Raw genomic sequence first — 24,303 nt, 5'->3', positions numbered from 1 at the left:
AGGCCGGCTTTACGCTCCAGATTGCGACTCCGTTGCAGCCCATCACGGGCTCGTGATCCAGACTTCGTCGTTACTTGAAAAAGAACACCAGCGCCGCGCCCGCGAAAATCAGCACGAAGCCCAGCATCGTAGTCCAGCGAATGGCTTCCCCGAGATAGAAATACGAGAACAACGTGAAGACGATCAGCGTGATCGCTTCTTGGCCGGTCTTAAGCTGGGCCGTGGAATAGACGCCGTGGCCGATGCGGTTGGCGGGAACCGCCAGCATGTATTCGGGAAGCGCGATCAGCCAGCTGCTGAGGATCGCCACCGGCAAGGCCAGGGGCTTGCCCTTCAGGTGGCCGTACCAGGCATAGGTCATGAACACGTTCGAACAGATCAGCAGCCCCCAGGGGGCGATCTTGGCCCACAGGGGCGTCATCGGAGAATCCTTCGGAACTGCGCGGGAACGGCCATTGTAGACGTTGCGCGACGCCGCGCGCCATGGCGCCGCTGGACGACGTATTTGCCGTAGAAGCGCGCAAACTGGGCGACCGATGATACTTTTGTAGGCGCCTTGCCTCTTTCGTTTCCAATTGCCTACCCCGCACCCCCGCTCGGGAACCGTGACCGATAGCGTACGAGCGCCGGGGAAACGACGCGGCCGCATCCGGCGGCGTCGCGGTGATCGAGTGAGCAAATCCGCTCTAGCCATCAACAAGGGGGGTCCGCCGAAGGCGGACCGGAGCAAGCCGGATGAAACTGATCATAGCGGTCGTCAAACCCTTCAAGCTGGACGAGGTCCGCGAGGCGCTGGTCGCCGCCGGCGTCGAAGGCCTGACGGTGTCGGAAGTGAAGGGTTACGGCCGCCAGAAGGGCCAGACCGAAATCTATCGCGGCGCGGAGTACCAAGTGAACTTCGTGCCCAAGGTGAAGCTGGAAGCCGTGGTGGACGATGCGTCCGCGGCCAAGGCGGTCGAAGCGGTCAAGGCCGCCGCGGCCACGGGCAAGATCGGCGACGGCAAGATCTTCGTCCTCAATGTCGAAGAAGCCGTACGCATCCGGACGGGCGAAACTGGCCCGGCCGCTCTGTAACGATCGTCGGGGAAAGGGGATACCAACGATGAAATTGACCTTTAAGCCGCTGGCCGGGCTGATGCTCGCCGCGACGCTCGCGGGGGCGCCGCTCGGCGCGACCGCCTTCGCCCAGGAGGCCGCTCCGGCCGCCGCCGCCGCGCCCGCCGAGGCCGCGCCGGCGCCCGCCGCCGCTCCGGCCGCTGCTCCGGCCCCGGCCGCCGCTCCGACCATCGTCGACAAGCAGGACAAGGGCGACAACGCCTGGATGCTGACCTCGGCGCTGCTCGTCCTGCTGATGATCCTGCCGGGCCTGGCCCTGTTCTACGGCGGCCTGGTCCGCTCCAAGAACATGCTGTCGGTCATGATGCAGGTCTCGACCGTCGCCCTGATCGGCTTCGTCGCCTGGTTCCTGTGGGGCTACAGCTTCGCCTTCACCGACGGCGGCGGCTGGGACAAGGTTGTCGGGGGCCTCGGCCGCCTGTTCCTGAAGGACGTGACGCCCGCCAGCAACGCGGCCACCTTCTCGACCGGCGTCGTGATCCCGGAACTGACCTTCATCGCCTTCCAGTCGACCTTCGCCGCCATCACCGCGGCCCTGGTGGTCGGCTCGCTGGTCGAGCGCATGAAGTTCTCGGCCATCGTCGCCTTCGCCGTGCTGTGGCCGCTGCTGTCGTACTATCCGATGGCGCACATGGTCTGGTGGTGGCCGGGTCCGAACGCCATCGCCCTTGATCCGGAAGCCCCGGTCAAGGCCGGCCTGATCTGGAGCTTCGGCGCCCTCGACTTCGCCGGCGGCACCGTGGTCCACATCAACGCCGGTATCGCCGCCCTGGTCGGCGCCCTGATCCTCGGCAAGCGCCAAGGCTACGGCAAGGAGCCGATGCCCCCGCACTCGCTGACCCTGACCCTGGTGGGCGCTGGCCTGCTGTGGGTGGGCTGGTTCGGCTTCAACGCCGGCTCCAACCTGGAATCGAACGCCTACGCCTCGCTGGCCATGGTCAACACCTTCGCCGCCACCGCCGCCGCCGGTCTGTCCTGGATCATCGTCGAGTGGATCACGCGCAAGAAGCCGTCGGCCCTGGGCCTGGCTTCAGGCATCGTGGCTGGCCTCGTGGCCATCACCCCGGCCGCCGGCTTCTCGGGCCCGATGGGCGCGATCCTGCTGGGCCTGGTGGTCTCGCCGATCTGCATCATCTTCTGCTCGGCCATCAAGAACGCCTTCAAGTACGACGACAGCCTGGACGCCTTCGGCATCCACGGCATCGGCGGCATCGTCGGCGCCATCGGCACCGGCCTGGTCGTCAACCCCGCCTGGGGCGGCGCTGGCGTCGTCGACTACATGTCCTGCGCCAAGGACGGCGATATCTCGACCTGCGACACGGCTGCCTACGACCTGGTCACCCAGGTCATCGCCCAGTTGAAGGGCGTCGGCGTCACGATCGTCTGGTCGGCCATCGCCTCGGCCATCGTCTTCTTCGTGATCAAGCTGGTGATCGGCCTGCGCGCCTCGCCGGACGCCGAAGAAGAAGGCCTGGACATCTCCGAACACGGGGAACGCGCCTACCACAGCTGAGCCTTCGGGCTCCGCTGAAGGCGGTCCAAGAGAAGGGCGCGGAAGCTTCGGCCTCCGCGCCCTTTTTCTTTGCCTGCTGTCCTGCGCCCTTCTACGGAACCCGCTTGGCCGAGATGATCTTCAGCGGCGGATCGATGATCTGGCCGGCCATCACCGGATTGATCGCCTTGCCCGGCGTCGGCAGCGCCAGGATCTTCTGGGCCACGTCCATGCCCTCGACCACCGTGCCGAAAGCCGCGAAGCCCTGGTTGTCGCCCGAGGCGGCGGGATTGGCGTCCAGGCCCGGCGCGTCGCCGATCAGGATGAAGAAGTCCGAGGTCGCCGTGCCCGGCGCGTTGCGGGCGATCGAGACCGTGCCGGAAACGTGCTTGAGCCCCGTCCTCGTCGTCGGCTCGTGGGCGATCGGCGGCAGCACCCGCTTGGGGTCGCCCTGCACCCCGCCCTGGATCAGGCCGTACTCCGGCGCGCCCGGCGCCCGCGAGGCGCGGAAGAAGGTCGCCCCGTCGTAGCGCTTCTGGTCGACGTAACGCAGGAAGTTGGCCGTGGTGATCGGCGCTTCCTTGGTGTGCAGTTCGATGACGATGCGGCCGAGCGGCGTCTCGACGGCGACGCGCGTGGGCGGCTTGGGGGCCGGCTGCGGCGGCGCGGCCGGCTGGGGCGCGGGCGCGGCGTCTTGGGCGATCGCCGGCGAGGCGACGGCCGCGGCTGCGGAGGCGAGGAACAGGCGGCGGTCCATGCAGGGCTCCTTGGATCAGTCCGGATGTTGGCCCGAAGACCTCGCCCTTCGACAAGCTCGGGGTGAGGTTTTCTGCTGAGCGGCATGCCTTGATCCTCATCCCGAGCTTGTCGAAGGACGAGGATCACGCAAGACCCTAGAACGGCCCGCCCAGGCGGCAGCGGCGCACCCACCAGTCGGGCCGCATGGCCTCGACGCGCTCGGCCAGGCCCTCGGCCTCGATGTCGCTCGCGCAGAGGGCGAAACAGGTCGCGCCCGAGCCCGACATCCGCGCCAGCAGCGCCTCGGGCTCGCCGGCCAGCAGCTCCAGCACCTCGCCGATGCGCGGCTCCAGGGTCACGGCGGGCGCTTCGAGGTCGTTGCGCGTCATGGCCGCCAGCCAGCCGCAGACCTCTTCGGCGCTCTCGAAGGCGTGGGGTGTGGGCGGCGGCGCCTCGCCGCGCGGATCGACGGCCGCGTCATAGGCCCGATAGACCGCACCGGTCGGCGACGGGACCAGCGGATTAACCAGCACCGCGTGCAGCTCCGGCAGCATGGGCGCGGGCGACAGCCGCTCTCCCCTGCCCTGCGCCAGCACCGGCGCGCCCCAGAGGCACGGCACGCCGTCGGCGCCCAGCGCGCCGGCCACGGCCTCCAGCTCCGCGTCGGACAGGTCGTAGCCCAGCGCCTCGCGCAGCAGCCGCAGGGCAGCGCCCGCATCGCTGGAGCCGCCGCCCAGGCCCGCGGCGATCGGCAGGGCCTTGTCGAGGATCAGCCGCACCGGCGGCGCGGGACCGCCGACGGCCGCGTGCAGCCCCTTCGCGGCCCGGACGACCAGGTTGCTCTCGTCGACGGGAATGTCGCGCCCGAAACGGCCCGAGGTCTCGAAGCTCGGGGCGTCGCCCGGCTGGATCGAGACCGTGTCGCCGACGTCGGCGAACACCATCAGGCTCGACAGCGGATGATAGCCCTCCGCGTCGGGACCGCCGACATGCAGGAACAGGTTGACCTTGGCCGGGGCGAAGGCGGAACGGCGCATCGAAGGATCCGAAAGCTTGGGCGGGTGGCGCTAGACCTACAGCGCGTTGGCGCCGTTGGCCACGGCCGGGGCCTTGGCCGGACCCTTGCTGCCCAGGCCGTCCTTCAGCTTGGCCTCGGCGGCGGCCTTCTGCTCGTCGGTCGGCTCCAGGCTCAGCACCCGCCGCCACTGGAACTGGGCCTCGGTCTTGCGGCCCAGGCGCCAGTAGACGTCGCCCAGGTGGTCGTTGATGTCCGGATCGCCCGGCTCGATCTCGATCGCCTGCTCCAGCATCTCGACGGCCGCCTTGTCGTCGCCCAGGCGGTGATAGGCCCAGCCCAGCGAGTCGAGCATGGCCCCCGACTGCGGATTGGCCTTCACGGCCTTCTGCACCATCGAAAGGGCTTCGGGCAGGCGCTCGTTGCGGTCGATCCACGAGTAGCCGAGATAGTTCAGCAGCTCCGGCTCGTTCGGATTGAGCTCCAGGGCCTTTTCCAGGTCGCGCTCGGCGTCGGGCCAGCGGCCGGCGCGCTCCAGCGACACGCCGCGCATGTAGAGCAGGCGCCAGTCGGGCTTGTCCTTCTCGGCCTCGACCAGCGGGTCGATCACGGCCACGGCGTCGGCCCAGCGGTCGTTGGCCCGCAGCAGGTCGGCATAGACCAGTTGCGCCGAACGCCCGGCCTCGGGCGCCTTGGCGGCGGCCTCGGCCACGGCGATGGCCTTGTCCTTGTCCCCGGCGTTCTGCAGCGTCCAGGCGATCTTGCCCTGGGCCGCGGCATAGCGGGCCGAACCGGTGGGGATCTTGGCGTAGGCGGCCCGGGCGCCGTCGATGTCGCCGCCCTGGTCGAGCAGGTCGCCGACCATCAGCAGCGCGTCCTCACGCTTGGGATCCAGGTGCAGGGCCAGGCGCAGATACGCCAGGGCGAACTGGCTCTGGCGCTCGCTGGTGAACACCGCCGCGCAGGCGACCAGCGTGTTGGCCGCGCCCTGGCGGCCGGTGACCAGGGCCGGCGGGCTCTTGCGGGCGACGGCGCGGGCTCGCGCGTCCAGCAGGGCCACGTCGTTGGGCGCCTCGGCCAGGATCGAGTCGTAGAGGGCCACGGCCTCGTCGCGGCGCTTGCGACGCTCAAGGAAGGCCCCGTAGTCGAGAGCGAACATCGGCCGGACGGCCGCGACTTCCATCAGCGCCTTGTAGTCGGCTTCGGCCTCGGCGGGCTTGCCGGCCCGTTCGAAGATCTCGGCGCGGCCGAGCTGGCCGAAATACTGCACCAGGCGGTCGTTGCGCAGTTCGGGCAGCACCTGGGCGGCGGCCGCGTCGCCCGCGGCCTGGGCGGCCCACGGCGTCAGCAGGGCCACGGCCGGACGGTGCGGAAAGCCCAGGGCCGGATCGGCCAGCAGGGCCTGCGCGTCCTTGCCCTTGCCGCGCGCCAGGGCGTCGACGGCCACAGTCAGCATGCCCAGGCGGCGAACACCCTCGGTCCCGCCCTCGGCCCGCGGCGCCAGCTCGGCGGCGCGCGTGACCTCGCCGGCCAGCAGCGAGGCGGTGAAGGCGCGCTCGCCCAGCAGGCCCGGGTCTTCGCCCAGATTGCGGGCGGCCTGGAAATAGGCGGCGGCCTGGTCGCTGCGGCCGTCCTCCAGCGCCGCCTGGCCGGCCAGGAACTGGCCGTAGGCCGAGCGACCGTTCCATGGCTCGGTGTTCCACCCCTCCTGCGTCCCGCGCAACGCGGGCTCGGTGGTGGCGCAGGCGGCCAGCACGGCGGTGGAAGCCAGGGACAGGAGGACTCGAAGACGCATCATCCCGTCACCCTCTTAGGTTTCAGGGTCAGGAGCAAGCGTGGACGAGAACCAAAGACCCTCCCCCTTCAGGGGGAAGTGTCGGCGAAGCCGATGGCGGGGGACGTGACCGCCGAACAGGCGCCCGCGCCAGGGGCCGAAGGAACTTCCCCCCTCCGGCCTCCGGGCCACCTCCCCCTCCAGGGGGAGGATCGCCCCATCACATGTTCGGATAGTTCGGGCCGCCGCCGCCTTCCGGCGTCGTCCAGACGATGTTCTGCGACGGATCCTTGATGTCGCAGGTTTTGCAGTGGACGCAGTTCTGGGCGTTGATCTGGAACTTCGGATTGGCGCCCTGCTCGTCGTACAGCACCTCGTAGACGCCGGCCGGGCAGTAGAGGCGCGCCGGCTCGCCGTACTTGGGCAGGTTGACGTCGATCGGGATCGACGGGTCCTTCAGCTTCAGGTGCGCCGGCTGGTCTTCCTCGTGGTTGGTCGCCGACAGGAACACGCTCGACAGCTTGTCGAAGCTGATCACGCCGTCGGGCTTGGGATAGACCAGCGGCTTGTAGTCCTTGGCCAGGCCCGTCGAGGCGGCGTCGGTCTTGTCGTGCTTCAGCGTGCCGAAGAACGAGAAGCCGCCGAAGAGGTGCGTGCACCACATGTCGAACATGCCGACCGCGCCGCCCAGCGCCGTGCCCAGCTTGCCCAGCAGCGGCTTGGCGTTGCGGACGACCTTGAGCTCCTTGGCGACCCACGACTTCTCGAAGGCGGCCTCGTACTCGACCAGGGCGTCGCCCTCGCGGCCGGCGGCGATCGCGTTGAACGCCTCTTCGGCGGCCAGCATGCCGGTCTTCATGGCGTTGTGGCTGCCCTTGATGCGCGGCACGTTCACAAAGCCGGCCGAGCAGCCGATCAGCACGCCGCCCGGGAAGCTAAGCTTCGGGATCGACTGGTAGCCGCCCTCGGTGATGGCCCGCGCGCCGTAGGCGATGCGTTTCCCACCTTCCAAATGGGGTCGCACAGAGGGGTGCTGCTTGAAGCGCTGGAACTCGTCGAACGGCGACAGCCAGGGGTTCTTGTAGTTCAGGTGCACCACGTAGCCGACCGACACGTAGTTGTCCCCGAAGTGGTACAGGAAGCTGCCGCCGCCCGTCTGGTTGTCCAGCGGCCAGCCGGTGCTGTGCTGCACCAGGCCCGGCTGGTGCTTGTCGGCGGGGATCTGCCACAGCTCCTTGATGCCGATGCCGTACTTCTGCGGCGACTTGCCGGCGCTCAGATCGAACTTGGCGATCAGTTGCTTGGCCAGCGAGCCGCGCACGCCTTCGGCGATGAACACGTACTTGCCATGCAGCTCCATGCCCGGCTGGTAGTCGGGCTTCTCGTGGCCGTCCTTGGCGACGCCGACGACGCCGACCACGACGCCCTTCAGCGAGCCGTCCTCGCGCCAGACCATGTCGGAGGCGGCGAAGCCCGGATAGATCTCGACGCCCAGCTCCTCGGCCTGGGTCGCCAGCCAGCGGGTGACGTTGCCCAGCGAGGCGATGTAGCAGCCGTGGTTGTGCATGAACGGCGGCATGGCGAACATAGGCAGGCCGAGCTCGCCCTGCGGACCCAGCAACAGGAACTTGTCCTTGGCGACCGGGGTCTCGAGCGGCGCGCCCTTTTCCTTCCAGTCGGGGATCAGCTCGTTCAGCGCCTTGGGATCGATGACCGCGCCCGACAGGATGTGGGCGCCGACCTCCGAGCCCTTCTCGACCAGGGCTACGCTGACTTCGGTTCCGGCCTTCTGCGCCATCTGCTTGAGACGGATGGCCGCCGACAGACCCGCCGGGCCGCCCCCGACGATGACGACGTCGTATTCCATCGACTCGCGTTCGAGGACTTCGCTCATGGCTTCTCCCGCCCCAGGCCCTGCGCGGGACCTGCCTTCTTCCTGTTTGAGTCGGACTTTATCCGAACGTGACGCCACGGCGGTCAAGGAAAACCCGATAGTTTTTGTTGCACCGCAGCGCGGACATATCGGTGACGAAGCCCACTATACTCGCTAGAGAAACGCCATGAGCCTCGCCGTCGATCCGCGCGCCGTCGAAAGCCTGCTGGCCTTCTGGGCCGATGCGGGCGTCGATGCCTGCTATGCCGACGAGCCGATCGATCGCCTGGCCGAGGGCGCGGCTTTGCTGCGGGCCCGCAGCCAGCCGCAGCCGGTGGCGGTCGCAGCCCCCCCGCCCCGTCCCGGCGCGTTCGGCGGGGTCGACATCGGCGCCGCCGCCGCCCAGGCCAAGCAGATGGCCGCCGCCTGCAACGACCTCGAAAGCCTTGCGGCCGCCATCGCCGCTTTCGACGGCTGCCCGCTGAAGACGCAAGGCGCCAAGCAGGCGGTATTCTCGCGCGGCCCCGGCGATGCGCCGGTCATGGTCGTCGGCGAAGGCCCCGGTGCCGAGGAAGACGCCCGCGGCGAACCCTTCGTGGGCCGCGCCGGCCAACTGCTGGACCGCATGCTGAAGGCGGCCGGCCTGCAGGAGCGGGCCTTCATCACCAACACCGTCTTCTGGCGTCCGCCGGGCAACCGCACGCCCACGCCCCAGGAGCAGGCCGTCTGCGCCCCGTTCGTCGAGCGAGCGATCGCGCTGGTTAAACCCAAGCTGATCCTTCTGGTCGGCGGCGCCTCCGCAAAGAGCATGTTGAAGCGCGAGGAAGGCATTCTTTCGCTTCGCGGGCGCTGGTTCGAATGGCGCTCCGAGGACGGCCAGATCGAGGTTCCGGCCTTGCCCAGCCTGCATCCGGCGTTCCTGCTGCGTCAGCCGGCGGCCAAGAAGAAGGCCTGGCAGGACCTCTTGATGCTGGCCGAAAGGCTTGATCGTCCCGAACGGCCCCATTAAACAAACCGCTGACCAGTCGGAACGGGGACGCGCGCCGCCTTTTCAAAGGCTTGCGCGGATACGATTTGCAGCTTTTCGCTCGCCCTCTGGCCGTTGTCTCGGCCCTCGCGCTTTGCCTGAACCTCGCTGCGCCCGCAGCAAGGGCCGCGGGGCTGGAACCGCTGTCGGACAACGACCTGCGCTACTACCAGGCCGCGTTCGGCGCCGCCGAGCGCGGTGATTTCGACGCCGCCGAGGTCGCCTTCGCCAACACCCGCAACCGCAGCCTGATCGGCAAGCTGTCGCTGGTGCGGCTGATGCACCCCACCGCCTACACCGCCAGCTATGACGACCTGACCGGCTGGCTGAAGCTATACGGCGACGAGGCCGGCGCCGATCGCGTCTACGCCCTGGCCATGAAGCGCAAGCCGGCCCGCGTGTCCGCGCCCAAGGCCCCCGAACTCTTCGTCGACGTCGCCCAGGGCGGCCGCTCGGCGAGCCCCGCCGACAAGGGCCGCGCGGCCCGCGAGGCCTACTACTCCGGCGACGTGAAGGGCGCCCTGAAGCTGGCCAAGGCCTCGGGCGAGCGCTGGATCGCGGGTCTGGCCTCGTTCCGCCTGGAATCCTACGCCGAGGCCCGCAGCTATTTCGAGCAGGTCGCCCACGACCAGGGCCAGGACGACTGGCTGCGCGCCGCCGGCGCCTTCTGGGCAGCCCGCTCGGCCGGCATGGCCGGCGACAACGACGGCGTCCGCGTACTGCTGAACCAGGCCGCCCAGGCGCCGCAGACCTTCTACGGCATGATCGCCGCCCGCCAGTTGGCGATGGCGGGCCTGGCCGTCGCCAACGATCCCGAAGATCCGATCGCCGCCCTGATCACCCGCGTCTCCTACGCCGGTCCCGATCCGGCCTCGCTGAACAAGCTGCTGGCCGGCGACATCCGCGCCCGCCGCGCCGCCTCGCTGGCCCAGCTTGGCCGCTGGAACGAAGCCGGCGCCGAGCTGCGGGCCGGCCTGTCCCTGGCCGCCGACGACAAGGCCCGCGCCGACTGGAGCGCTCTTACCCTCGCGCTGAACGCCCGCGCGCCGCTCAACGCCGGCCGCCCGGTCAAGAAGATCGGCGGCGAGGACTACCCCCTGCCCGACCTCGCGCCCAAGGGCGGCTTCACGCTGAACAAGGCCCTGGTCTACGCCCTGGTGCGCCAGGAAAGCCGCTTCGACCCTATGGCCGTCTCCGGCGCCGGCGCCGTGGGCCTGATGCAGCTGATGCCGGTCGCGGCCGCGCGCGCCGCCGGCGACGACAAGCTGCTGGCCGACAACACCCCGCTGTTCGACCCGGCCTTCAACCTGCGGGTCGGCCAGGACTACTTCACCTGGCTGATGGACCGCGGCCTGCAAAGCCCCGACCTCCTGCGCGCGGTGGCCGCCTACAACGGCGGTCCGGGCACGCTGCTCAAGGTGCAGCAGCAGCTGGGCGCCGACTGCGACAGCCTGCTGCTGATCGAGAGCCTGCCGGCGCTCGAGACCCGCAACTACGTCGAAAAGGTCATGGCCTCGTACTGGACCTACCGCCGCCTGCTCGGCGCGGAGACCAGAACCCTCGACGCCGTGGCCAGCGGCGCCAAGGTGATCGACTTCCGGCTGGATATGTAAAAACGCCCTTCTCCCCTTGCGGGAGAAGGTGTCAGCGACGCTGACCGATGAGGGGTCGAAAGACCTCTCCGCAAACTTCTGAGAGACCCCTCGCCCGACCTCGCTCCGCGAGGCCACCCTCTCCCGCAAGGGGAGAAGGGAACCTACCCCGCCTCGCCCGTCAGCTCGCGCCGCGCCTTCTCGAGCTCCTCGGCATAGCGCCGCGTGGCGTAGGCTTCCGACAGCACGCCCAGCACGTTGCGCTTGTCGTCGATCACCGCCAGCTCGTCGGTCTCGCTGCGGTCGAAGGCGCGCATGACGTCCTTGATCGACTGCTCGGGCTTCAGCGCCGCCTCGGCGTTGATCGCCAGGCCCGCCACCGGCCTTTCACCGTCGCCGCCGTCGGCATAGGCCTTGGCCGTCGGGATCACCCCGGCATAGAGCCCCGCGTCGTCGACCATGATGACCCGCTTGGTCGAGCCCAGCGGGAAGCGCCGACGGAACTCGGCCAGGGTCGTCGCGGCCGGCACGGTCTGGACGTCCTTGCGCATCATCCGCCCCGCGCTCAGCGGCCGCATCCACGAGACGTCGTGGGCGCTGCGGATGGTCTCGCCGCGCAGGTGCAGCCGCCAGGTCGAGAACGAATAGCCGAAGGTCTCGCGCACCATGGCGCTGGCGATCATCGAGGCCACCAGGGCCGCGGCGGCCACCGTGAAGTCGCCGGTCGCCTCCAGCACCAGGAACGACATGGTGAACGGCCCGCCGACCACGGCCACGCCCAGCGCCGCCATGCCGACCAGCGCCGCCACGGTGGGGTCCAGGCTCGGCGCCCAGGGGATCAGCAGCGACAGCGCCGAGAACACCTGGCCCAGCAACGCTCCCAGGAACAGCGAGGCGAAGAACAGCCCGCCCCGGAAGCCGAAGCTCAGCGAGATCACCGAGGCCAGGGCCTTCATGGCCAGCAGCATCAGCAGCAGTTTCAGCGGCAGCTCGGCCGTTAGGTTCAGGTGCAGCGCGCCATGGCCCGCCGACAGCGTCTGAGGCGTGATCACCGCCAGCGCCGCCAGCCCCATGCCGCCGATCGCCGGCCGCAGCCAGCGCGGGATCGGCGAGCGGGTCACCAGCCGCTCGGCGTTGGCCACCAGCCGCATCAGGCCGATGCCGACGATCGCGCAGGCCAGGCCCACAAGGGCGTAGAGGCCGTAGTCGGTCCACGACTGCACCGCCTGGGTGTCGGTCTTCAGCAGGTAGGGGATCGCGCCCATCTTGCTGGCCACCAGCACCGCGGCCAGCGCGGCGGCCACCACGGGCGCCAGGTTGGCGACGGTATAGGCCCCGATGACGATCTCGAAGGCGTAGAAGGCGCCGGTCAGGGGCGCGCCGAAGGCCGCGGCGATGGCCGCCCCCGCCCCCGCGCCCACCAGGGTGCGCATGTCGGCCCGACGCAGGTTCAGCCGCTGGCCGGCGAACGAGGCGGCGGCCGCGCCGGCCTGGGCGTAGGCGGCCTCCAGCCCGACCGAGGCCCCGACCCCGTTCGACAACATGGTCTGGCCGCAGATGAAGGCGCTGTCCTTCATCGACAGCCGCCCGCCGTGCAGGGCGTTGGCCTCCACCGGGTCGACGGCGGGGCGCGGGCGATACTTCATCCAGGCCCAGGTGATCCCGCCCAGCAGCAGCCCGCCCGCCGGAATGGCCAGCAGCCGCCAGGGCGCCACATGGGACTGGGCGCTCAGGCGCTCGTTGATGTCGATCTCGAACAGCAGCATCTGCAGGCCGTGCGCCACCTGGGCCTGCACGACCGCGAAGGTCCCGGCCGCCACCCCGATCAGGGTGGCCACCGCGATCAACCACAGCTCGCTCGAGCGGATCCGGCGCCGCAGCCAGCCGACCCACTTCACGGATGCGGCGGCGGAGGCGTGGGCGAGCGACATGAGCTTCGATAACGCGGGGCGGGTGGAAACCGCAATGTTCCTTCTCCCCCAGCGGGGCGAAGTCGACGCTTGCGATCCTCCCCCTGAAGGGGGAGGACTTTAAAGCCGCAACCGCCGCGCCTTCAGCCGCCCTGCCAGCGCCTTCTCCGGCGTACTCCCCGCAAACCCGCCCGTCGCCGCGTAATCCAGCCGTCGAACCAGCAGCCCAAGCGGCGGCGCCGTCAGCCGGGCCAGGAAGCCTCCCGCCGGAACCAGCAGGGCCGCCGCGCCCGCCCCTCCGGCCAGGTGCGCCTCCACCGGGCCGCGCCAGGCCTCCGGCACGCCCCGCGCCGGATCCAACGCCAGGATCCAGTCGCCCCGCGCCAAGGTCGCGCCGGCCGCCAGCAGCGCGCCCCGGTCGCCAGAAGCCGTCACGAACCGCGCCCCGCTGTCCTCGATCAAGGCGTCCAGCCCAGGTTCGGCAGCGCCCGCGATCACCACCTCCTTGACCAGGCCGTCGACGGCCGCCGGCACCAGCTGGGCCAGGATCTGGGCGAGCGCATGCACGGGCGCGACGGCGGGAAGGATCACGGAGATCATGATCTCGCCTTTGGAGCCTCGCCACCCTCGCCGTCAAGCATAGTTCTTGTTATGTTCCGGATGTGCGCGTAGGATGCCCGCATGCAGACCCGTCGCTCGTTCACCGACACCGCCTACAAGCAAGGGACCGCCGCCCTGCGCGGACGCGGCGCGCGCAGCAACGAGACCGGCCGCTACGAGAGCCTGACCTCCGTGCCCTTCGACGACGGCTGGACCGAGGACGACAACGCCGCCCGGGTGCTGACCACCAGCGTCCTGGCCATGAAGTCCAAGACCGTCATCGCCAGGAACAAGAGCCCCGACGTCGGCTTCGACCGCTCGATCAATCCCTATCGCGGCTGCGAGCACGGCTGCATCTACTGTTACGCTCGCCCGGCCCACGCCTATCTGGGGCTCTCGCCCGGCCTCGACTTCGAGAGCAAGCTGTTCTTCAAGCCCGAGGCCGGCAAGCTGCTGGACCGCGAGCTTTCCAAGCCGACCTACAAGGTCGGCAGCGTCCATATCGGCGGCGACACCGACCCCTATCAGCCGCAGGAGCGAGGCCTGCGCGTCACGCGCGGGATTCTGGAAACCCTCAGCCGCTTTCGCCACCCGTTCTCGATCATCACCAAGTCGGCCCTGATCACCCGCGACCTCGACATCCTGGGCGAGATGGGCAGGGCGGGCCTGGCCCGCGCCGCCGTTTCGATCACCACGCTGGACCGCAAGCTGGCCCGCAGCATGGAGCCGCGCGCCGCAACGCCCGAGCGCCGCCTCGACGCCGTGCGCCAGCTCTCGCAAGCGGGCGTGCCGACCATCGTCATGTTCGCGCCGGCCATCCCGTCGCTGAACGACCACGAGATGGAGGCCGTGCTCGAGCGCGCCAAGGAGGCCGGCGCGGTGGCCGCCGGCTATGTCGCCATCCGCCTGCCGATGGAGATCCACGGTCTGTTCGAGCAGTGGCTGGCCTCAGACCACCCTGACCGCGCCAAGCGGGTGATGTCGCTGGTGCGCCAGATGCGCGGCGGGGCGGCCTACGACAGCGAGTTCGGCAAGCGCATGACCGGCGAAGGCCCGGTGGCCGAGGTGCTGAACCAGCGCTTCCACGCCGCTCTCAGGCGCTTCGAACTCGACAGGCCCCTGCCCCGCCTCGACACCTCGCAGTTCCGCGTCCCGCCCAAGGCGGGCGACCAGTTGAGTTTGTTCTAGTCGCGTTTCCTCCCTCCCAAGTGCGTCATCCCGGAAAGCGCGCAGCGCTTATCCGGGACCCAGGGGTCGCCGCATTGCCCGCGCCATCGTTGCGTTGGTTGGTTCAAGCGCTGCGCCCAGTCCCCTTGGTCCCGGGTCTGCGGCGCTACGCGCCTCCGCCCGGGATGACGGCGAAGGGTGAGCAGAAGCGACACGCCTCTCCTCGCTTGCACCTGTCACAGGAAGGCCCATCAATGCCGCCCATGACGACGGAACACCGTTACGCCGGAGGATGCCTGTGCGGCGCCGTGCGCTGGAGCGCGACGGGCGAGCCCCTGTACCAGGGCTATTGCTGCTGCACCGACTGTCGCAAGGCTTCGGGTTCGGGCTTCGTGCCTTTCATGGGGTTTCCGGCCTCGGCCGTGACAATCACCGGTCAGACGCTGAAGGTGCGCTCGCCGGCCTTCCGCGGCGGTGAGGCCGTGCGCAACGCCTGCCCGGCCTGCGGCGGCCTCGTCTTCGGCGGCGAGGTCGGCGTCGACGACAGCCATACGATCTATGCCGGCTCACTGGACGACGCCTCGCTGTTCGCGCCGACCATGGCCCTGTTCCTGCGCGACAAGCCGGGTTGGGTCGTGCTGCCACAGGGCCTGGCGACCTTCGAGACCATGCCGGACTAGAAAATCACGCGCCGCGTGTCGGGACGGGCGCCCGCCGTTCGTCCTCGCGAAGAACACGGCCCGAGCCGGGGCCGGAGAAAAGGGAGAGAGCGATGTCGGAAACCAATGGACGGTTCGGCTGGTACGAACTGATGACCACCGACGTGGAAGCAGCGTGCGCCTTCTACGCCAAGGTCGTGGGCTGGACGCCTACGGATTCCGGCATGCCGGGCCCAACCCCGTACATGATCCTCAATGTCGGCGAGGTCGGGGTCGGCGGGGTCTTCACGCCCGAGGGCGGCTGCCCGGACGGCGCTCGTCCCGGCTGGATCGGCTACATCTTCGTCGACGACGTCGACGCCTATGTCGGCAAGGTGGTCGAGGCCGGCGGCTCGGTGTTCATGCCCGCCGGCGACATCCCGACGGTGGGCCGCTTCTCGGTCGTCGCCGATCCGTACGGCGCGGTCTTCACCCTGTTCAAGCCGTTCCCCCGCGACGAGATCCCGCCGCAGCCGGCCGATGGCGCCCCCGGCACGTTCGGCTGGCGCGAACTGATGGCCGGCGACCTGGACGGCGCCTTCGCCTTCTATTCGGGGCTGTTCGGCTGGGTGAAGACGCAGGCGATCGACATGGGTCCCATGGGAACCTACCAGCTGTTCGCCTACGAGGCGGGCGGGCCCGATGTCGGCGGCATGATGACCCGGCTGCCCGACATGCCGGTGTCGTTCTGGAACTACTACGCCCAGGTCGACAGCGCCTCGGCGGCCCGCGACCGCGCCGTGGCCGCCGGCGGAACCACCATGATGGACGTCCACCAGGTGCCCGGCGGCAGCTGGATCTACATGGGAACCGACCCGCAAGGGGCCGGGTTCGCGGTGGTCAGTCAGGCGGAGTGATATGGGTCGAGGCCAGGCAAACGGCTGAAACCACCGCTTCGCCTTCACTTTTCAACGCCTCCCTCGCCCTTGTGGCGAGGGCCCATGCTGGCTGCCGCTCAGACCTAGGCAAGCTTTGAAATGTCTGGGCAGCTGGACGATGGGTCCCGGGCACAAGGCCCGGGAAAGCGTTGAAGGGTGGGATAAGGAGCTCGCTGCATCACTTCTCCAGCAACAGCGCCTTGGTCAGGAACGCCTTGTCGCGTCCCACCACCCGCAGGCCCGCCGCCTGAAACAGCGCCTCCAGGTCCGTCTCGGCGTAACTGCCGTAGAACGGCTCGTGGAAATAGGCCGGGAAGGCCTCGAGCATCCGCGCCAGGTCCGGCTCGTCGCCCGGCTGCACGGAGTCGGCGAAGGCCAGCACGCCGCCGGGCTTCAGCACCCGGGCCAACTCGGCGGCGACGATCGGGCGCACGCGCGGCGGCAACTCGTGGAACAGGTAGACGCAGGTCACGGCGTCCAGGCTGTCGTCCGCCAGCGGCAGGCGCTCGGCGTTGGCCTGCACCATGCCCCGCCCCGATCGGGCGCGCGCCTCGGCCAGATAGGCCGGCGACAGGTCAACGCCCGCCAGCGCCGCGCGCGGAAAGGCTTCGGCCAAGTCCCGCAGGAATGCCCCCGAGCCGCAGGCCACGTCCATCAGCCTGAGGTCGCGCTGATCGCGTCCCCGCCAGTGGCGGGCCAGCAGGCTAAGCGCTCGCCGGCGCATCGCCCCGGCCGCCCCCGAGAACAGCGCCTCGACCTGTGCGTCGTAGCGGCGGGCGCTGTCGGCGGTGAACCAGCCGCCCGACTGATAATGGAAATTCTGCCGGTAATAGGCCGGATAGCCCTGGCTCTTGGGATCGTCGCGCACTTCGACGCCGTCGCCCCGGCGACGCCGGCCGTCGACCTCGCGGGCGTCGGCGATGAAGTCCCAGGCCTTGAGGATCGAGGCGGCCGGATGGGACGGCGCGTCCTCCATCGGCGGATAGAGGCCGGCGGCGACGTCGGCGGCGTCCTTCTCGAAGGCCGACAGGTAGGCCCGGCGCAGGCGCCCCTGCGACACCGGTGGGGCGTCGGAGGAAAAGCGCGGCGCGGCCTTGCCCTCGGTCGGGCGGGTGATGAACTTGGCCAGTCCTCCGGCCGCCGTCCACCAGGCCGCCTTGGCGGCGGCCTTGCCCCGCTGGGCGGCGGCGTCGAGGGCGAACGCCCCGCGCCGATCCGCCGCTAGCTTTCTTTCCCGGCCACTGGCCCGACCACTAGCTTGGCCCATCCTCGCCTCATCGCGAAAAGACCCCGACCAGCTCAATATGCGGCGACCAGAGGAACTGGTCCACCGGCAGCACCTTCTCCAGCTTGAAACCGGCGTCGATCAGGATGCCGGCGTCGCGAGCGAAGGTGGCCGGATTGCACGACACCCCGACCACGCGCGAGACCTTGGAGATGGCGATCTCCCGCGTCTGCTCCAGCGCCCCGGCGCGCGGCGGGTCGAAGACCACCGCGTCCATCTTGTTGAGCTCGCTCGACAGCACCGGCCGGCGGGTCAGGTCGCGCGCCTCGGCGACGATCGCCTTCAGGCCCGGGGCCGAACCCACGGCCGCCTTCAGCGCCGCGATGGCCGGCTCGGCGAAGTCGGCGGCGTAGACCCCCGACTCCTGGGCCAGGCGGAAGGTGAAGGTGCCCACGCCGCTGAACAGGTCGGCGACCCTCGCCGCGCCGGCCACGTGCTGCACGGCGAAGTCGGCCATGGCCTTCTCGGCGGCGGGCACGGCCTGCAGGAACGAACCGGCCGGCAGCGGCACGATGGCCGGACCCAGCTTCACCAGCGGCTGGCGGGCCATGTACAGCATCTCGCCGGCCAGGGTGACGCGGGCGAAGTCGAACTCGGCGGCCACCATCGCCGCCTGCACGCGGGCGTCGGCCGACAGCCCGCCGCTCTTGCGCTCGACGCCGGTGACGTCGATGTCCAGGCCCGTGCCGGTCAGGGTGACGTGCAGGGTCGGGGCCGACTTGGGGTGTTCCAGGAACGGCTGGGCCAGGCGCGCCAGGCCCGGCAGGGCGGCGACGATCTTGGGGTGCGTGACCGGGCATTCCTCGATCTTCACCAGGTTCCAGGAGCGGCGCTCCTTGAAGCCCAGGCGCACCCCGCCCTTGCCGCCGCGCGCGTGCAGCGCCACCCGGCGGCGCGACGCCGGCGGCGAGGCGATGGTCGGCAGGATCTCGGTCTCGATCCGCTCGCGCTTCAGCTCGAAGCGCACCTGCTCGCGCTTCCAGTCGAGATAGGGCGCGATGTCCCAGTGCTGCAGGGCGCAGCCGCCGCAGTGGCCGAAGTGCTTGCACGGCGGGGCGACGCGATCGGGGCTGGCTTCCAGGACATCGACCAACTCGCCGCGCTGACCTTCCATGCGGGCGGTGATCCGCTCGCCCGGCAGGGTCAGGGGCACGAAGGCCGGGCCGGCGGCGACGCCGTCGCCCTGGCCGCCGACGGCGTCAATTTTCAGTTCACGCATTCCAGAGTCGCCTTCGGGAACCTTGACCGGTTCCGATCCGTTCAAGCCTCGCCGCAGGCGTGGCCCCATTTTCGCCTCGCCAGCGCCCAGTTCGACGCCGAAGAAGCCAGTTCGAGCGCGTCCATACCTCATTCGGCGCCTTCATGCGTGAACGAACTGGTGCGTGAACGAAGATGAACGGTCCGGTCAACGGCCGTTCAGGAACGGCTTGGCATGGTGCGGACAACGGACGGTCCCCCGATCGTCACGCCCGCCTTCAGGGAGAGTTTTTCGATGATGATCCGGACCGCCATCAGCGCCCTCGTCGCCGGCGCGGCCCTCGTCGGCGCCGCGGCTCCGACCGTCGCTTCGGCCCAGGCCTATGGCTACGGCCAAGGTTCGTACCAGGGCGGCGCCTACGACCGTAACGGCTACTACTACGACCCCTGCCGTCGCAGCACGACCAACCGCGCCACCGGCGGCGGCCTGGCCGGCGCCGGCATCGGCGCGGCGATCGGCGGCAGCGTCGCGGGTCGCGGCGCCAAGACCGAAGGCGCGGTGCTGGGCGGCCTGCTCGGCGCGGTCGTCGGCGGCAACATCGGCAAGAGCTCGGCGGCCTGCGCCCCGGGCGCGGTTCCCCCGCCGCCTCCTCCGCCGCCCCGCGCCTACAACGACTATGACCGCGGCTACGACAACGGCGGCTATGACGACGCCTACTACGATCGTCGTGGCGGTAACGGCTACACCTACGAGTCGGAACGCTCCTACCGCGTGACCGAAGGCCGCGCCGACGCCAACGGCTGCACCCTGGCCGAAAGCCCGATCTACCTGCCCGACGGCCGCACCCAGAAGCGTTTCGTCCGCGTCTGCCCCGACGCCTCGGGCCGCTACCAGGTCGTCGACTAAGCTCCGGATTTCCTCCCCGAAATCCTACACTGAGGGCCGCCAGCTCCCCCCGCTGGCGGCCTTTTTCTTTGGCCTCGCCGTTCGGTCGACGATTGCGCCTGGCGGATGTTCGAAACCAACAAGACCGAGCGAGCCCCCTCTCGCCATTGTCGAGACGCCCCAGACAACAACCTTAACGGTTGAAAACCCCTCTCCCTCATGAGAAATGATAACAACGGTCGATGAGTGCGTTCGACGTCGAACCGATCGCCGCAAGCGCCGCCTTTCTGGCGGTGTCAGAGCGCTGCAAGCCGGGGGGCGAACACATGAGCTTTTTCGACGATGCGATATCGAATCTAGGGCGTGGCCTGGCGCAGAGCGCGGTGAGCGCGATCAGCGACGCCACCGGCTACGATGTGGGCAGCGCGCTCAAGTCGCTGTTCGGCGGCGCGCAAACCAAGGGCGGCGAGGATCTGGCGCAACTGCAGCAGGCCCTGCCCTCCGACTGGAGCGGCAGCGCGGACCAGTTGCTGATGTTGACCAACAACATCACGCAGCAGCAGGGCGCGATACAAGACCTGGGCTCTCAACTTTCGTCGCTGTCCAATAGCATAGGCGGCATATCGACCCGCATCGCCAACATTGAAAGTCTTCTTCAAAAACTCAACCAGGAACAACTGTTCCAGGAATGGGCTACGGCCGACAACAGCTTGCAGCCATACGCCATCAAGACGGGCACCGCCCATACCCAGTATGCAGCCTACATAGATGAATACGATAGCACGCCGACCGACATGATTTCGGACCTCGTCGAGAACGTGCTCGATCTGAACTCGGGCCCCGCCGCTTCGCTGGACATCATTCACCAAGCTATCCAAAGCCAGGAACAGCAACGCGGCGTTCTGGAACTTTGGTCCAGCATGGTCGCGCCCCTCGTGTCAGCTGGATACATAGACTATCGTCACGCCGTATCCCAATACATGAATTACTATAAGAAACTGGCCCTGGCCCAGTTGCAGGCGACCAATCTGCTCATGGAGGCCTACAACTACGAGGGAAGCAAACTCGCGCCGCAAGCATGGAGCCAATACAAGGGTTATCTGCTCGCCCAGGAAACCACCTTCATCACCTGGCTATATCCCTTGGTCGCGGCCGGCGTCTGGCTCGTCCCAAAAGCACGCGTGACCTTTTCGGCGGCGCTCGCAGCCACGGATCTCGATCCAGGACTGCAAAGCCTCCAACCTTCGACGGGACAATACGGGCCAGGTTACTATCAGCCGTCAATGCTGTTCGCGAAGGCGGAACAGATGCTGGCGACCCTCTACGTCAACGGCGAGGCGGATCGGCGCGTGGTCATCCATCTGGCCTACGAGGCGGAACAGTACATCAGCCAACTGGTCGGCGGCGCCGTCTTGACGCTCACGCCCCAGCCGGAAGGAGACGTGGTCAAGCCGACGAGCTCAGATCTGCTGCCTCTCAAGTTCCATGCCCAGCCGCGTGTAGACGACAACTATTCCGGCGACTTCTATGTCCGGCGCTTCGTATTCCAGTCCGATACGAACGACGCCGCCCTGGCCGACGGCGAATACAACATCACCGACATCAACGGCCACCACGGGCTCGTCCCGATGGAAGCCTATATGGGGGGCATCTACCTTCCGGCGAAGTTCCCCTTCATGCGCGACGCCGTGCTGCAGTACGGCCTGAGCGTATCCCAGGCGAGTCCGTTCGATTTCATGAACTTCTTCGCCTACATGACCCCGTTTCCGTGGCCGGCCTACTGCGACAGTTGACCGCACCGCAGATGCGCTCGCCTCCCAGCCTGCTGGTCGTCGGATGGGAGATGAGCGCCAGCGGGATGACCGGCGCCCTCTGGAACCTGCTGCCCGGCCTGCACCCCCATTTCAGGGTCGACGTGGTCGCCTTCGCGCCGAGAAGCGGAACCCGCCGGCTCAGCATGACGAGAAGCGGCGTCCCCGTGACGATCATGCCGGGCGCGGGGGCCCGCATGATCCTGCCGCCAGCCTGGCTGCACGCTCGCTTTCAACGGGATCCGCCGACTGCGGTTCTGGTGCATGCGCCGCTATTTGCTGCCTCGGCGGTCTTGGAGGCGCTGCAACCCTACCGCCACGACTGCCCGATCGCGATCTACGCGCCGTTCGAGGGCGAACCGACCGCCCCCTCGATCGTACCCCGACTGAGCAAGACCGATCTTTGCATACTCTACACCCGCGCCGCGCGTGACGCCGTCGCCCGCCTCCATCAGATCCACCCGTCCAACGACGCTCCCCCCCTGCTCAGGGTCTTGGGGCATGGCGTCGACCACACGCACTTCAGACCCCTTCACGCCGACGAGCACCTGCGCCGCCGCATGGCGCGCCGGGCGCGCCTGCCAGAACGTTTGGAAACGCCCGACGCCTTCGTCGTCCTCAACGTCAACCGCGACTACGGACGCAAGCGGCTTGATTTGACGATCGAGGGGTTTTCCCGCTTCGCGATCACGCGGCCGGACGCCTTTCTGGTGCTTCACACCGGCGCGCGAACGCAGACCTCGGATCAGCATCTGCAAAGCCTGCTGCGCGCTGGCGGCGTCGGCGATCGCATCTTCCTGTCTCCGGAAGATCCTGGCGAAGCGCCACTCAGCCTTTCGGCGCTCAACCAACTCTACAACGCCGCCGACGTCGGACTGACGACGGCCGAGGGCGAGGGCTGGGGACTGACCGCCTGTGAGCATGCCGCTACGGGCGCGGCTCAGATCGTGCCGGGCCACGCCGGCTTTCGGGAAATCTGGGGCTCCGCAGCCATTCATCTGCCGTGCGGCCCGGTGCAGGACAGGCCGTTTGAATTGAGCCGGATGTCCGCCCCCCACGTCGAAGGCGTCAGCCAGGCCCTAGCCGATCTTCACGACGCACCAGCCCAGCGCCGCCGCTGGGCTAGCCTGGCTCACGACCACATCCGCCAGCCATCCTTCGGCTGGAACAGCCTAGGCGCGACGCTTTGCGATCATCTTCGGGAAATTATCCATGCGCATGCAACAACTGCTCGACGCCCTTCGCTCGGTCGTGGCGCAGGATCTGTCTGATCCGCAGCCGATCATTCGCCTGTTCCTTACCAGAAACATCTCTGGCGGATGGGAGTCCTGGCTTCAGGTCAGCTGCGCTGCGGCCCTCATCTACGCCAACCTCGCGGCCGACTTTCTCCGTGAGGTCGAATATCCACGCGAGGCGGTAGGTGGAAATGCTCGCCTGCCAATTTGCGATCTTTGGGCCAAGCCCACGCGGGGAACCGAAATCTGGATCGAGCTCAAGACCCAGCGCAACAGCAACTATACGCAGACGATCAACGACTTCATGCGCGATATCGCCAAGATAACGGCTTTATCTCAGTCATGGCGGCAGTCGAACGTCACAGCGGCCGTGGCCCTGCTGATCTTGACGCAAAACGACCGGAAAACCCTGAACGATTTGCGCACGCAAATACGATCCGGAACCCTTTCATACGTTCTTTATATTAACGGCGAATGGCGCGACTTCACTCAGAACATCCTGAATGCGCCGACGGAGTATTTCACGATGATCGCCTTTGCTCCCACGTGAACCACCCGCCGCCCGGGGCGCGCTGGTTCATCCAACACCCCAAGGGGAGCCCGTCACCCCTTAAGCCAGGCCGCCGCTTCCTCGACATCAACCACGTCGGCGTACTTCAGCTGCAAATCCGTCAGGTTGGCGAAGTGGTAGCTCTCGTGCTTGTCGGCCACGCATTGCTCGGGAACTATCGTGCGATAGCCGCGCGAGAGGCCTTCGACGGCGCTGGCGCGCACGCAGCCGCTGGTCGAGCCGCCGGTCAGGATCACCGTGTCGACCTTGTGCCAGACCAGATAGCTCTGCAGCGGGCTCTCGAAGAAGGCGCTGGGCATGCGCTTGTCGAACACGAGATCCACGGCCTGGTCGATCTCGACGCGCGGGTCGAAGGCGTGGCGGTCGCTGTTCTGCTTGATGTTCTGCAGGCTGTCGGGGGTGTCGGTGCGCGTGCCCCAGACGCCGGCGTCGCCGCCGTCGGGCTTGTACATCACCCGCGTCCAGATCACCGGCATCCCCCGCGCCCGGGCCAGGGTCGAAATGCGGTTCACGTGCGCGATCTGGTCGGGATCGGTGACGTAGGCGCTCTTGGGAAAGAGGTCGGGCCGCGTATAGGCCTGCTGGAAGTCGATATTGACCACCGCCGCCTTGGACCCGAAGCCGAAGCGGGCGCGGGCGGGATTGGCCTTCACCGCCTCGTAGAGCTGCCGGGCGGTCTTGTCTTCACGCACCATGGTCGGTTCGAAGCGCAGGGTCATGGCGGGGGTCCTTCAGGCGGGGGTCCAGAGGCCGAGCAGCGCGGCGAGGATCAGCAGGATCCAGAGACTGACGACCACGGGACGGCTCCTGGCCAGCACGTCGGCGATGATCGCGTCGCCCTCCGGCGTGGGTCCGGTCGTCATCATGGCCACGACCGGCGGGCCCAGCGGGGCCAGCAGCTTGCGGATGAACAGGCCGCAGCCGATCGCGATCGCCAGGATCAGCATCTTCAGGGCCAGGAACAGCGGCGCGGTCGTCAGGCCCACGAGGCTGGCGCCGCCGAAGCCGGCCAGCGCGACCAGCACGCCCCAGCGGATGGCGATGTCGATGCGGCGCACACCGGCCTTGGGCGGGCTGTGATGGATGTGGATCGCCCAGGCCATGACCAGCCAGAACAGGCACAAGGCCCAGACGGCGGCCACGCCCTCGGGCGCGACATCCCACCAGCCCTTCAGCTTGGCCAGGGTCAGACCGGTGGGCAGGGCCAGGATCAGGCAGGTGCGCGGGGCCATGTCGATATCGGCCAGCACCTTCAGCGCCAGCCCCCGCTCCTTGACCGTGCGGGCCGGATCGGCGGCGTAGCGCGAGGTGTAGAAGGCCCCCAGGTCCCCGCCCAGCCAGTAGACGAAGACCAGCACGTGCAGCAGCGTGATCAGGGCGAGAAGCATCGCGGAATCCGGCGGTTGTCAGGCCGTCTTGATGCCGCCTGGAAAGGCGC

22 protein-coding genes are annotated in these 24,303 nt (G+C 68.6%); 11 read left to right on the top strand and 11 right to left on the bottom strand.

Annotated features, from left to right (window positions below):
* Positions 1–70: 70 nt before the first annotated feature.
* Entirely contained in the window at positions 71–421 is a 351-nt protein-coding gene (locus V6S85_RS01850) for a DMT family protein (protein ID WP_101718941.1), read from the bottom strand.
* Between the two features lie 314 nt (positions 422–735).
* Here V6S85_RS01850 and V6S85_RS01845 point away from each other — a divergent pair, with 314 nt between their 5' ends.
* Positions 736–1,074: a P-II family nitrogen regulator gene (locus V6S85_RS01845; RefSeq protein WP_035046383.1), complete on the top strand. Its 339-nt coding sequence runs from the start codon at positions 736–738 to the stop codon at positions 1,072–1,074.
* Between the two features lie 28 nt (positions 1,075–1,102).
* Positions 1,103–2,629 (top strand): ammonium transporter, encoded by a 1,527-nt coding sequence (locus tag V6S85_RS01840; protein ID WP_334347816.1) that lies wholly within the window; start codon positions 1,103–1,105, stop codon positions 2,627–2,629.
* A 91-nt stretch (positions 2,630–2,720) separates the two neighbouring features.
* Here V6S85_RS01840 and V6S85_RS01835 read toward each other — a convergent pair whose 3' ends face one another.
* From V6S85_RS01835 to V6S85_RS01820, 4 genes are all read right to left on the bottom strand, one after another.
* Positions 2,721–3,365 (bottom strand): peptidylprolyl isomerase, encoded by a 645-nt coding sequence (locus tag V6S85_RS01835; protein WP_334347815.1) that lies wholly within the window; start codon positions 3,363–3,365, stop codon positions 2,721–2,723.
* Positions 3,366–3,501: 136 nt separating this feature from the next.
* Positions 3,502–4,383 carry a 4-(cytidine 5'-diphospho)-2-C-methyl-D-erythritol kinase gene (locus V6S85_RS01830; protein WP_334347814.1) on the bottom strand — a complete coding sequence of 294 codons (882 nt, stop codon included), beginning with the start codon at positions 4,381–4,383 and terminating at the stop codon, positions 3,502–3,504.
* Between the two features lie 36 nt (positions 4,384–4,419).
* Entirely contained in the window at positions 4,420–6,159 is a 1,740-nt protein-coding gene (locus V6S85_RS01825; RefSeq protein ID WP_334347813.1) for a tetratricopeptide repeat protein, read from the bottom strand.
* Positions 6,160–6,355: 196 nt separating this feature from the next.
* The gene (locus V6S85_RS01820) at positions 6,356–8,029 is read right to left on the bottom strand and encodes an electron transfer flavoprotein-ubiquinone oxidoreductase (RefSeq protein WP_334347812.1); all 1,674 of its coding nucleotides are present in this window, start codon (positions 8,027–8,029) and stop codon (positions 6,356–6,358) included.
* Between the two features lie 166 nt (positions 8,030–8,195).
* Between V6S85_RS01820 and V6S85_RS01815 the strand changes: the two genes are divergently transcribed.
* Together V6S85_RS01815 and V6S85_RS01810 are read left to right on the top strand one after the other, a co-directional pair.
* Positions 8,196–9,017, top strand: coding sequence for a uracil-DNA glycosylase (locus V6S85_RS01815; RefSeq protein WP_116569248.1), 822 nt, complete (start codon positions 8,196–8,198; stop codon positions 9,015–9,017).
* 65 nt (positions 9,018–9,082) lie between these two features.
* Positions 9,083–10,648, top strand: a complete 1,566-nt coding sequence (locus V6S85_RS01810) for a lytic transglycosylase domain-containing protein (protein WP_334347811.1) — start codon at positions 9,083–9,085, stop codon at positions 10,646–10,648.
* Between the two features lie 143 nt (positions 10,649–10,791).
* On the opposite strand, the gene V6S85_RS01805 is transcribed toward V6S85_RS01810, so the two are convergent.
* Both V6S85_RS01805 and V6S85_RS01800 read right to left on the bottom strand, forming a co-directional pair.
* Positions 10,792–12,558 (bottom strand): chloride channel protein, encoded by a 1,767-nt coding sequence (locus tag V6S85_RS01805; RefSeq protein ID WP_116569246.1) that lies wholly within the window; start codon positions 12,556–12,558, stop codon positions 10,792–10,794.
* Positions 12,559–12,657: 99 nt separating this feature from the next.
* Complete coding sequence (locus V6S85_RS01800) at positions 12,658–13,137, bottom strand: cell wall biosynthesis glycosyltransferase (protein WP_334347810.1); 480 nt, start codon at positions 13,135–13,137, stop codon at positions 12,658–12,660.
* Positions 13,138–13,218: 81 nt separating this feature from the next.
* On the opposite strand from V6S85_RS01800, the gene V6S85_RS01795 reads away from it, so the two are divergent.
* The 3 genes from V6S85_RS01795 (at position 13,219) to V6S85_RS01785 (ending at position 15,859) form a co-directional block, all read left to right on the top strand.
* On the top strand, positions 13,219–14,325 hold the full coding sequence (locus tag V6S85_RS01795; RefSeq protein WP_334347809.1) for a PA0069 family radical SAM protein: 1,107 nt from the start codon (positions 13,219–13,221) through the stop codon (positions 14,323–14,325).
* A 242-nt stretch (positions 14,326–14,567) separates the two neighbouring features.
* Positions 14,568–14,984, top strand: a complete 417-nt coding sequence (locus tag V6S85_RS01790; protein WP_334347808.1) for a GFA family protein — start codon at positions 14,568–14,570, stop codon at positions 14,982–14,984.
* 92 nt (positions 14,985–15,076) lie between these two features.
* On the top strand, positions 15,077–15,859 hold the full coding sequence (locus tag V6S85_RS01785; protein ID WP_334347807.1) for a VOC family protein: 783 nt from the start codon (positions 15,077–15,079) through the stop codon (positions 15,857–15,859).
* 199 nt (positions 15,860–16,058) lie between these two features.
* Here the strand turns inward: V6S85_RS01785 and V6S85_RS01780 are convergent, their stop codons facing one another.
* Positions 16,059–17,147, bottom strand: a complete 1,089-nt coding sequence (locus tag V6S85_RS01780; RefSeq protein ID WP_334347806.1) for a class I SAM-dependent methyltransferase — start codon at positions 17,145–17,147, stop codon at positions 16,059–16,061.
* A 7-nt stretch (positions 17,148–17,154) separates the two neighbouring features.
* Entirely contained in the window at positions 17,155–18,384 is a 1,230-nt protein-coding gene (locus V6S85_RS01775) for a class I SAM-dependent RNA methyltransferase (protein WP_334347805.1), read from the bottom strand.
* Positions 18,385–18,657: 273 nt separating this feature from the next.
* On the opposite strand from V6S85_RS01775, the gene V6S85_RS01770 reads away from it, so the two are divergent.
* The 4 genes from V6S85_RS01770 (at position 18,658) to V6S85_RS01755 (ending at position 22,844) form a co-directional block, all read left to right on the top strand.
* On the top strand, positions 18,658–19,269 hold the full coding sequence (locus tag V6S85_RS01770; protein ID WP_116569241.1) for a hypothetical protein: 612 nt from the start codon (positions 18,658–18,660) through the stop codon (positions 19,267–19,269).
* Positions 19,270–19,490: 221 nt separating this feature from the next.
* Positions 19,491–21,041 (top strand): hypothetical protein, encoded by a 1,551-nt coding sequence (locus tag V6S85_RS01765; RefSeq protein ID WP_334347804.1) that lies wholly within the window; start codon positions 19,491–19,493, stop codon positions 21,039–21,041.
* A 65-nt stretch (positions 21,042–21,106) separates the two neighbouring features.
* Positions 21,107–22,330, top strand: a complete 1,224-nt coding sequence (locus V6S85_RS01760) for a hypothetical protein (protein WP_334347803.1) — start codon at positions 21,107–21,109, stop codon at positions 22,328–22,330.
* Positions 22,272–22,844 carry a hypothetical protein gene (locus V6S85_RS01755; protein ID WP_334347802.1) on the top strand — a complete coding sequence of 191 codons (573 nt, stop codon included), beginning with the start codon at positions 22,272–22,274 and terminating at the stop codon, positions 22,842–22,844. Before V6S85_RS01760 ends, V6S85_RS01755 begins: the two co-directional genes overlap by 59 nt.
* Positions 22,845–22,897: 53 nt before the next feature.
* On the opposite strand, the gene V6S85_RS01750 is transcribed toward V6S85_RS01755, so the two are convergent.
* Both V6S85_RS01750 and V6S85_RS01745 read right to left on the bottom strand, forming a co-directional pair.
* The gene (locus V6S85_RS01750) at positions 22,898–23,584 is read right to left on the bottom strand and encodes an isochorismatase family protein (RefSeq protein ID WP_334347801.1); all 687 of its coding nucleotides are present in this window, start codon (positions 23,582–23,584) and stop codon (positions 22,898–22,900) included.
* Between the two features lie 12 nt (positions 23,585–23,596).
* Positions 23,597–24,253, bottom strand: coding sequence for a hypothetical protein (locus V6S85_RS01745; protein WP_334347800.1), 657 nt, complete (start codon positions 24,251–24,253; stop codon positions 23,597–23,599).
* Positions 24,254–24,303 lie beyond the last annotated feature (50 nt).

It is taken from the genome of Caulobacter sp. CCNWLW153 (assembly GCF_036889365.1).
GTDB classification, from domain to species: Bacteria; Pseudomonadota; Alphaproteobacteria; order Caulobacterales; family Caulobacteraceae; genus Caulobacter; species Caulobacter radicis.
Note: the sequence above shows the minus strand (reverse complement) of the source record. Positions and strands in the feature narration are given on the sequence as shown.

Excerpts from the sequence above, each read along its gene's own strand:
- V6S85_RS01780 (WP_334347806.1), bottom strand. The coding sequence starts at position 17,147 with ATGGGCCAAGCTAGTGGTCGGGCCAGTGGCCGGGAAAGAAAGCTAGCG.
- V6S85_RS01745 (WP_334347800.1), bottom strand. The coding sequence starts at position 24,253 with ATGCTTCTCGCCCTGATCACGCTGCTGCACGTGCTGGTCTTCGTCTAC.
- V6S85_RS01820 (WP_334347812.1), bottom strand. The coding sequence starts at position 8,029 with ATGAGCGAAGTCCTCGAACGCGAGTCGATGGAATACGACGTCGTCATC.
- V6S85_RS01840 (WP_334347816.1), top strand. The coding sequence starts at position 1,103 with ATGAAATTGACCTTTAAGCCGCTGGCCGGGCTGATGCTCGCCGCGACG.
- V6S85_RS01815 (WP_116569248.1), top strand. The coding sequence starts at position 8,196 with ATGAGCCTCGCCGTCGATCCGCGCGCCGTCGAAAGCCTGCTGGCCTTC.
- V6S85_RS01755 (WP_334347802.1), top strand. The coding sequence starts at position 22,272 with ATGCGCATGCAACAACTGCTCGACGCCCTTCGCTCGGTCGTGGCGCAG.
- V6S85_RS01830 (WP_334347814.1), bottom strand. The coding sequence starts at position 4,383 with ATGCGCCGTTCCGCCTTCGCCCCGGCCAAGGTCAACCTGTTCCTGCAT.
- V6S85_RS01825 (WP_334347813.1), bottom strand. The coding sequence starts at position 6,159 with ATGATGCGTCTTCGAGTCCTCCTGTCCCTGGCTTCCACCGCCGTGCTG.
- V6S85_RS01785 (WP_334347807.1), top strand. The coding sequence starts at position 15,077 with ATGTCGGAAACCAATGGACGGTTCGGCTGGTACGAACTGATGACCACC.
- V6S85_RS01790 (WP_334347808.1), top strand. The coding sequence starts at position 14,568 with ATGACGACGGAACACCGTTACGCCGGAGGATGCCTGTGCGGCGCCGTG.
- V6S85_RS01775 (WP_334347805.1), bottom strand. The coding sequence starts at position 18,384 with ATGCGTGAACTGAAAATTGACGCCGTCGGCGGCCAGGGCGACGGCGTC.
- V6S85_RS01770 (WP_116569241.1), top strand. The coding sequence starts at position 18,658 with ATGATGATCCGGACCGCCATCAGCGCCCTCGTCGCCGGCGCGGCCCTC.
- V6S85_RS01750 (WP_334347801.1), bottom strand. The coding sequence starts at position 23,584 with ATGACCCTGCGCTTCGAACCGACCATGGTGCGTGAAGACAAGACCGCC.
- V6S85_RS01845 (WP_035046383.1), top strand. The coding sequence starts at position 736 with ATGAAACTGATCATAGCGGTCGTCAAACCCTTCAAGCTGGACGAGGTC.
- V6S85_RS01765 (WP_334347804.1), top strand. The coding sequence starts at position 19,491 with ATGAGTGCGTTCGACGTCGAACCGATCGCCGCAAGCGCCGCCTTTCTG.
- V6S85_RS01805 (WP_116569246.1), bottom strand. The coding sequence starts at position 12,558 with ATGTCGCTCGCCCACGCCTCCGCCGCCGCATCCGTGAAGTGGGTCGGC.
- V6S85_RS01850 (WP_101718941.1), bottom strand. The coding sequence starts at position 421 with ATGACGCCCCTGTGGGCCAAGATCGCCCCCTGGGGGCTGCTGATCTGT.
- V6S85_RS01800 (WP_334347810.1), bottom strand. The coding sequence starts at position 13,137 with ATGATCTCCGTGATCCTTCCCGCCGTCGCGCCCGTGCATGCGCTCGCC.
- V6S85_RS01795 (WP_334347809.1), top strand. The coding sequence starts at position 13,219 with ATGCAGACCCGTCGCTCGTTCACCGACACCGCCTACAAGCAAGGGACC.
- V6S85_RS01760 (WP_334347803.1), top strand. The coding sequence starts at position 21,107 with ATGACCGGCGCCCTCTGGAACCTGCTGCCCGGCCTGCACCCCCATTTC.
- V6S85_RS01835 (WP_334347815.1), bottom strand. The coding sequence starts at position 3,365 with ATGGACCGCCGCCTGTTCCTCGCCTCCGCAGCCGCGGCCGTCGCCTCG.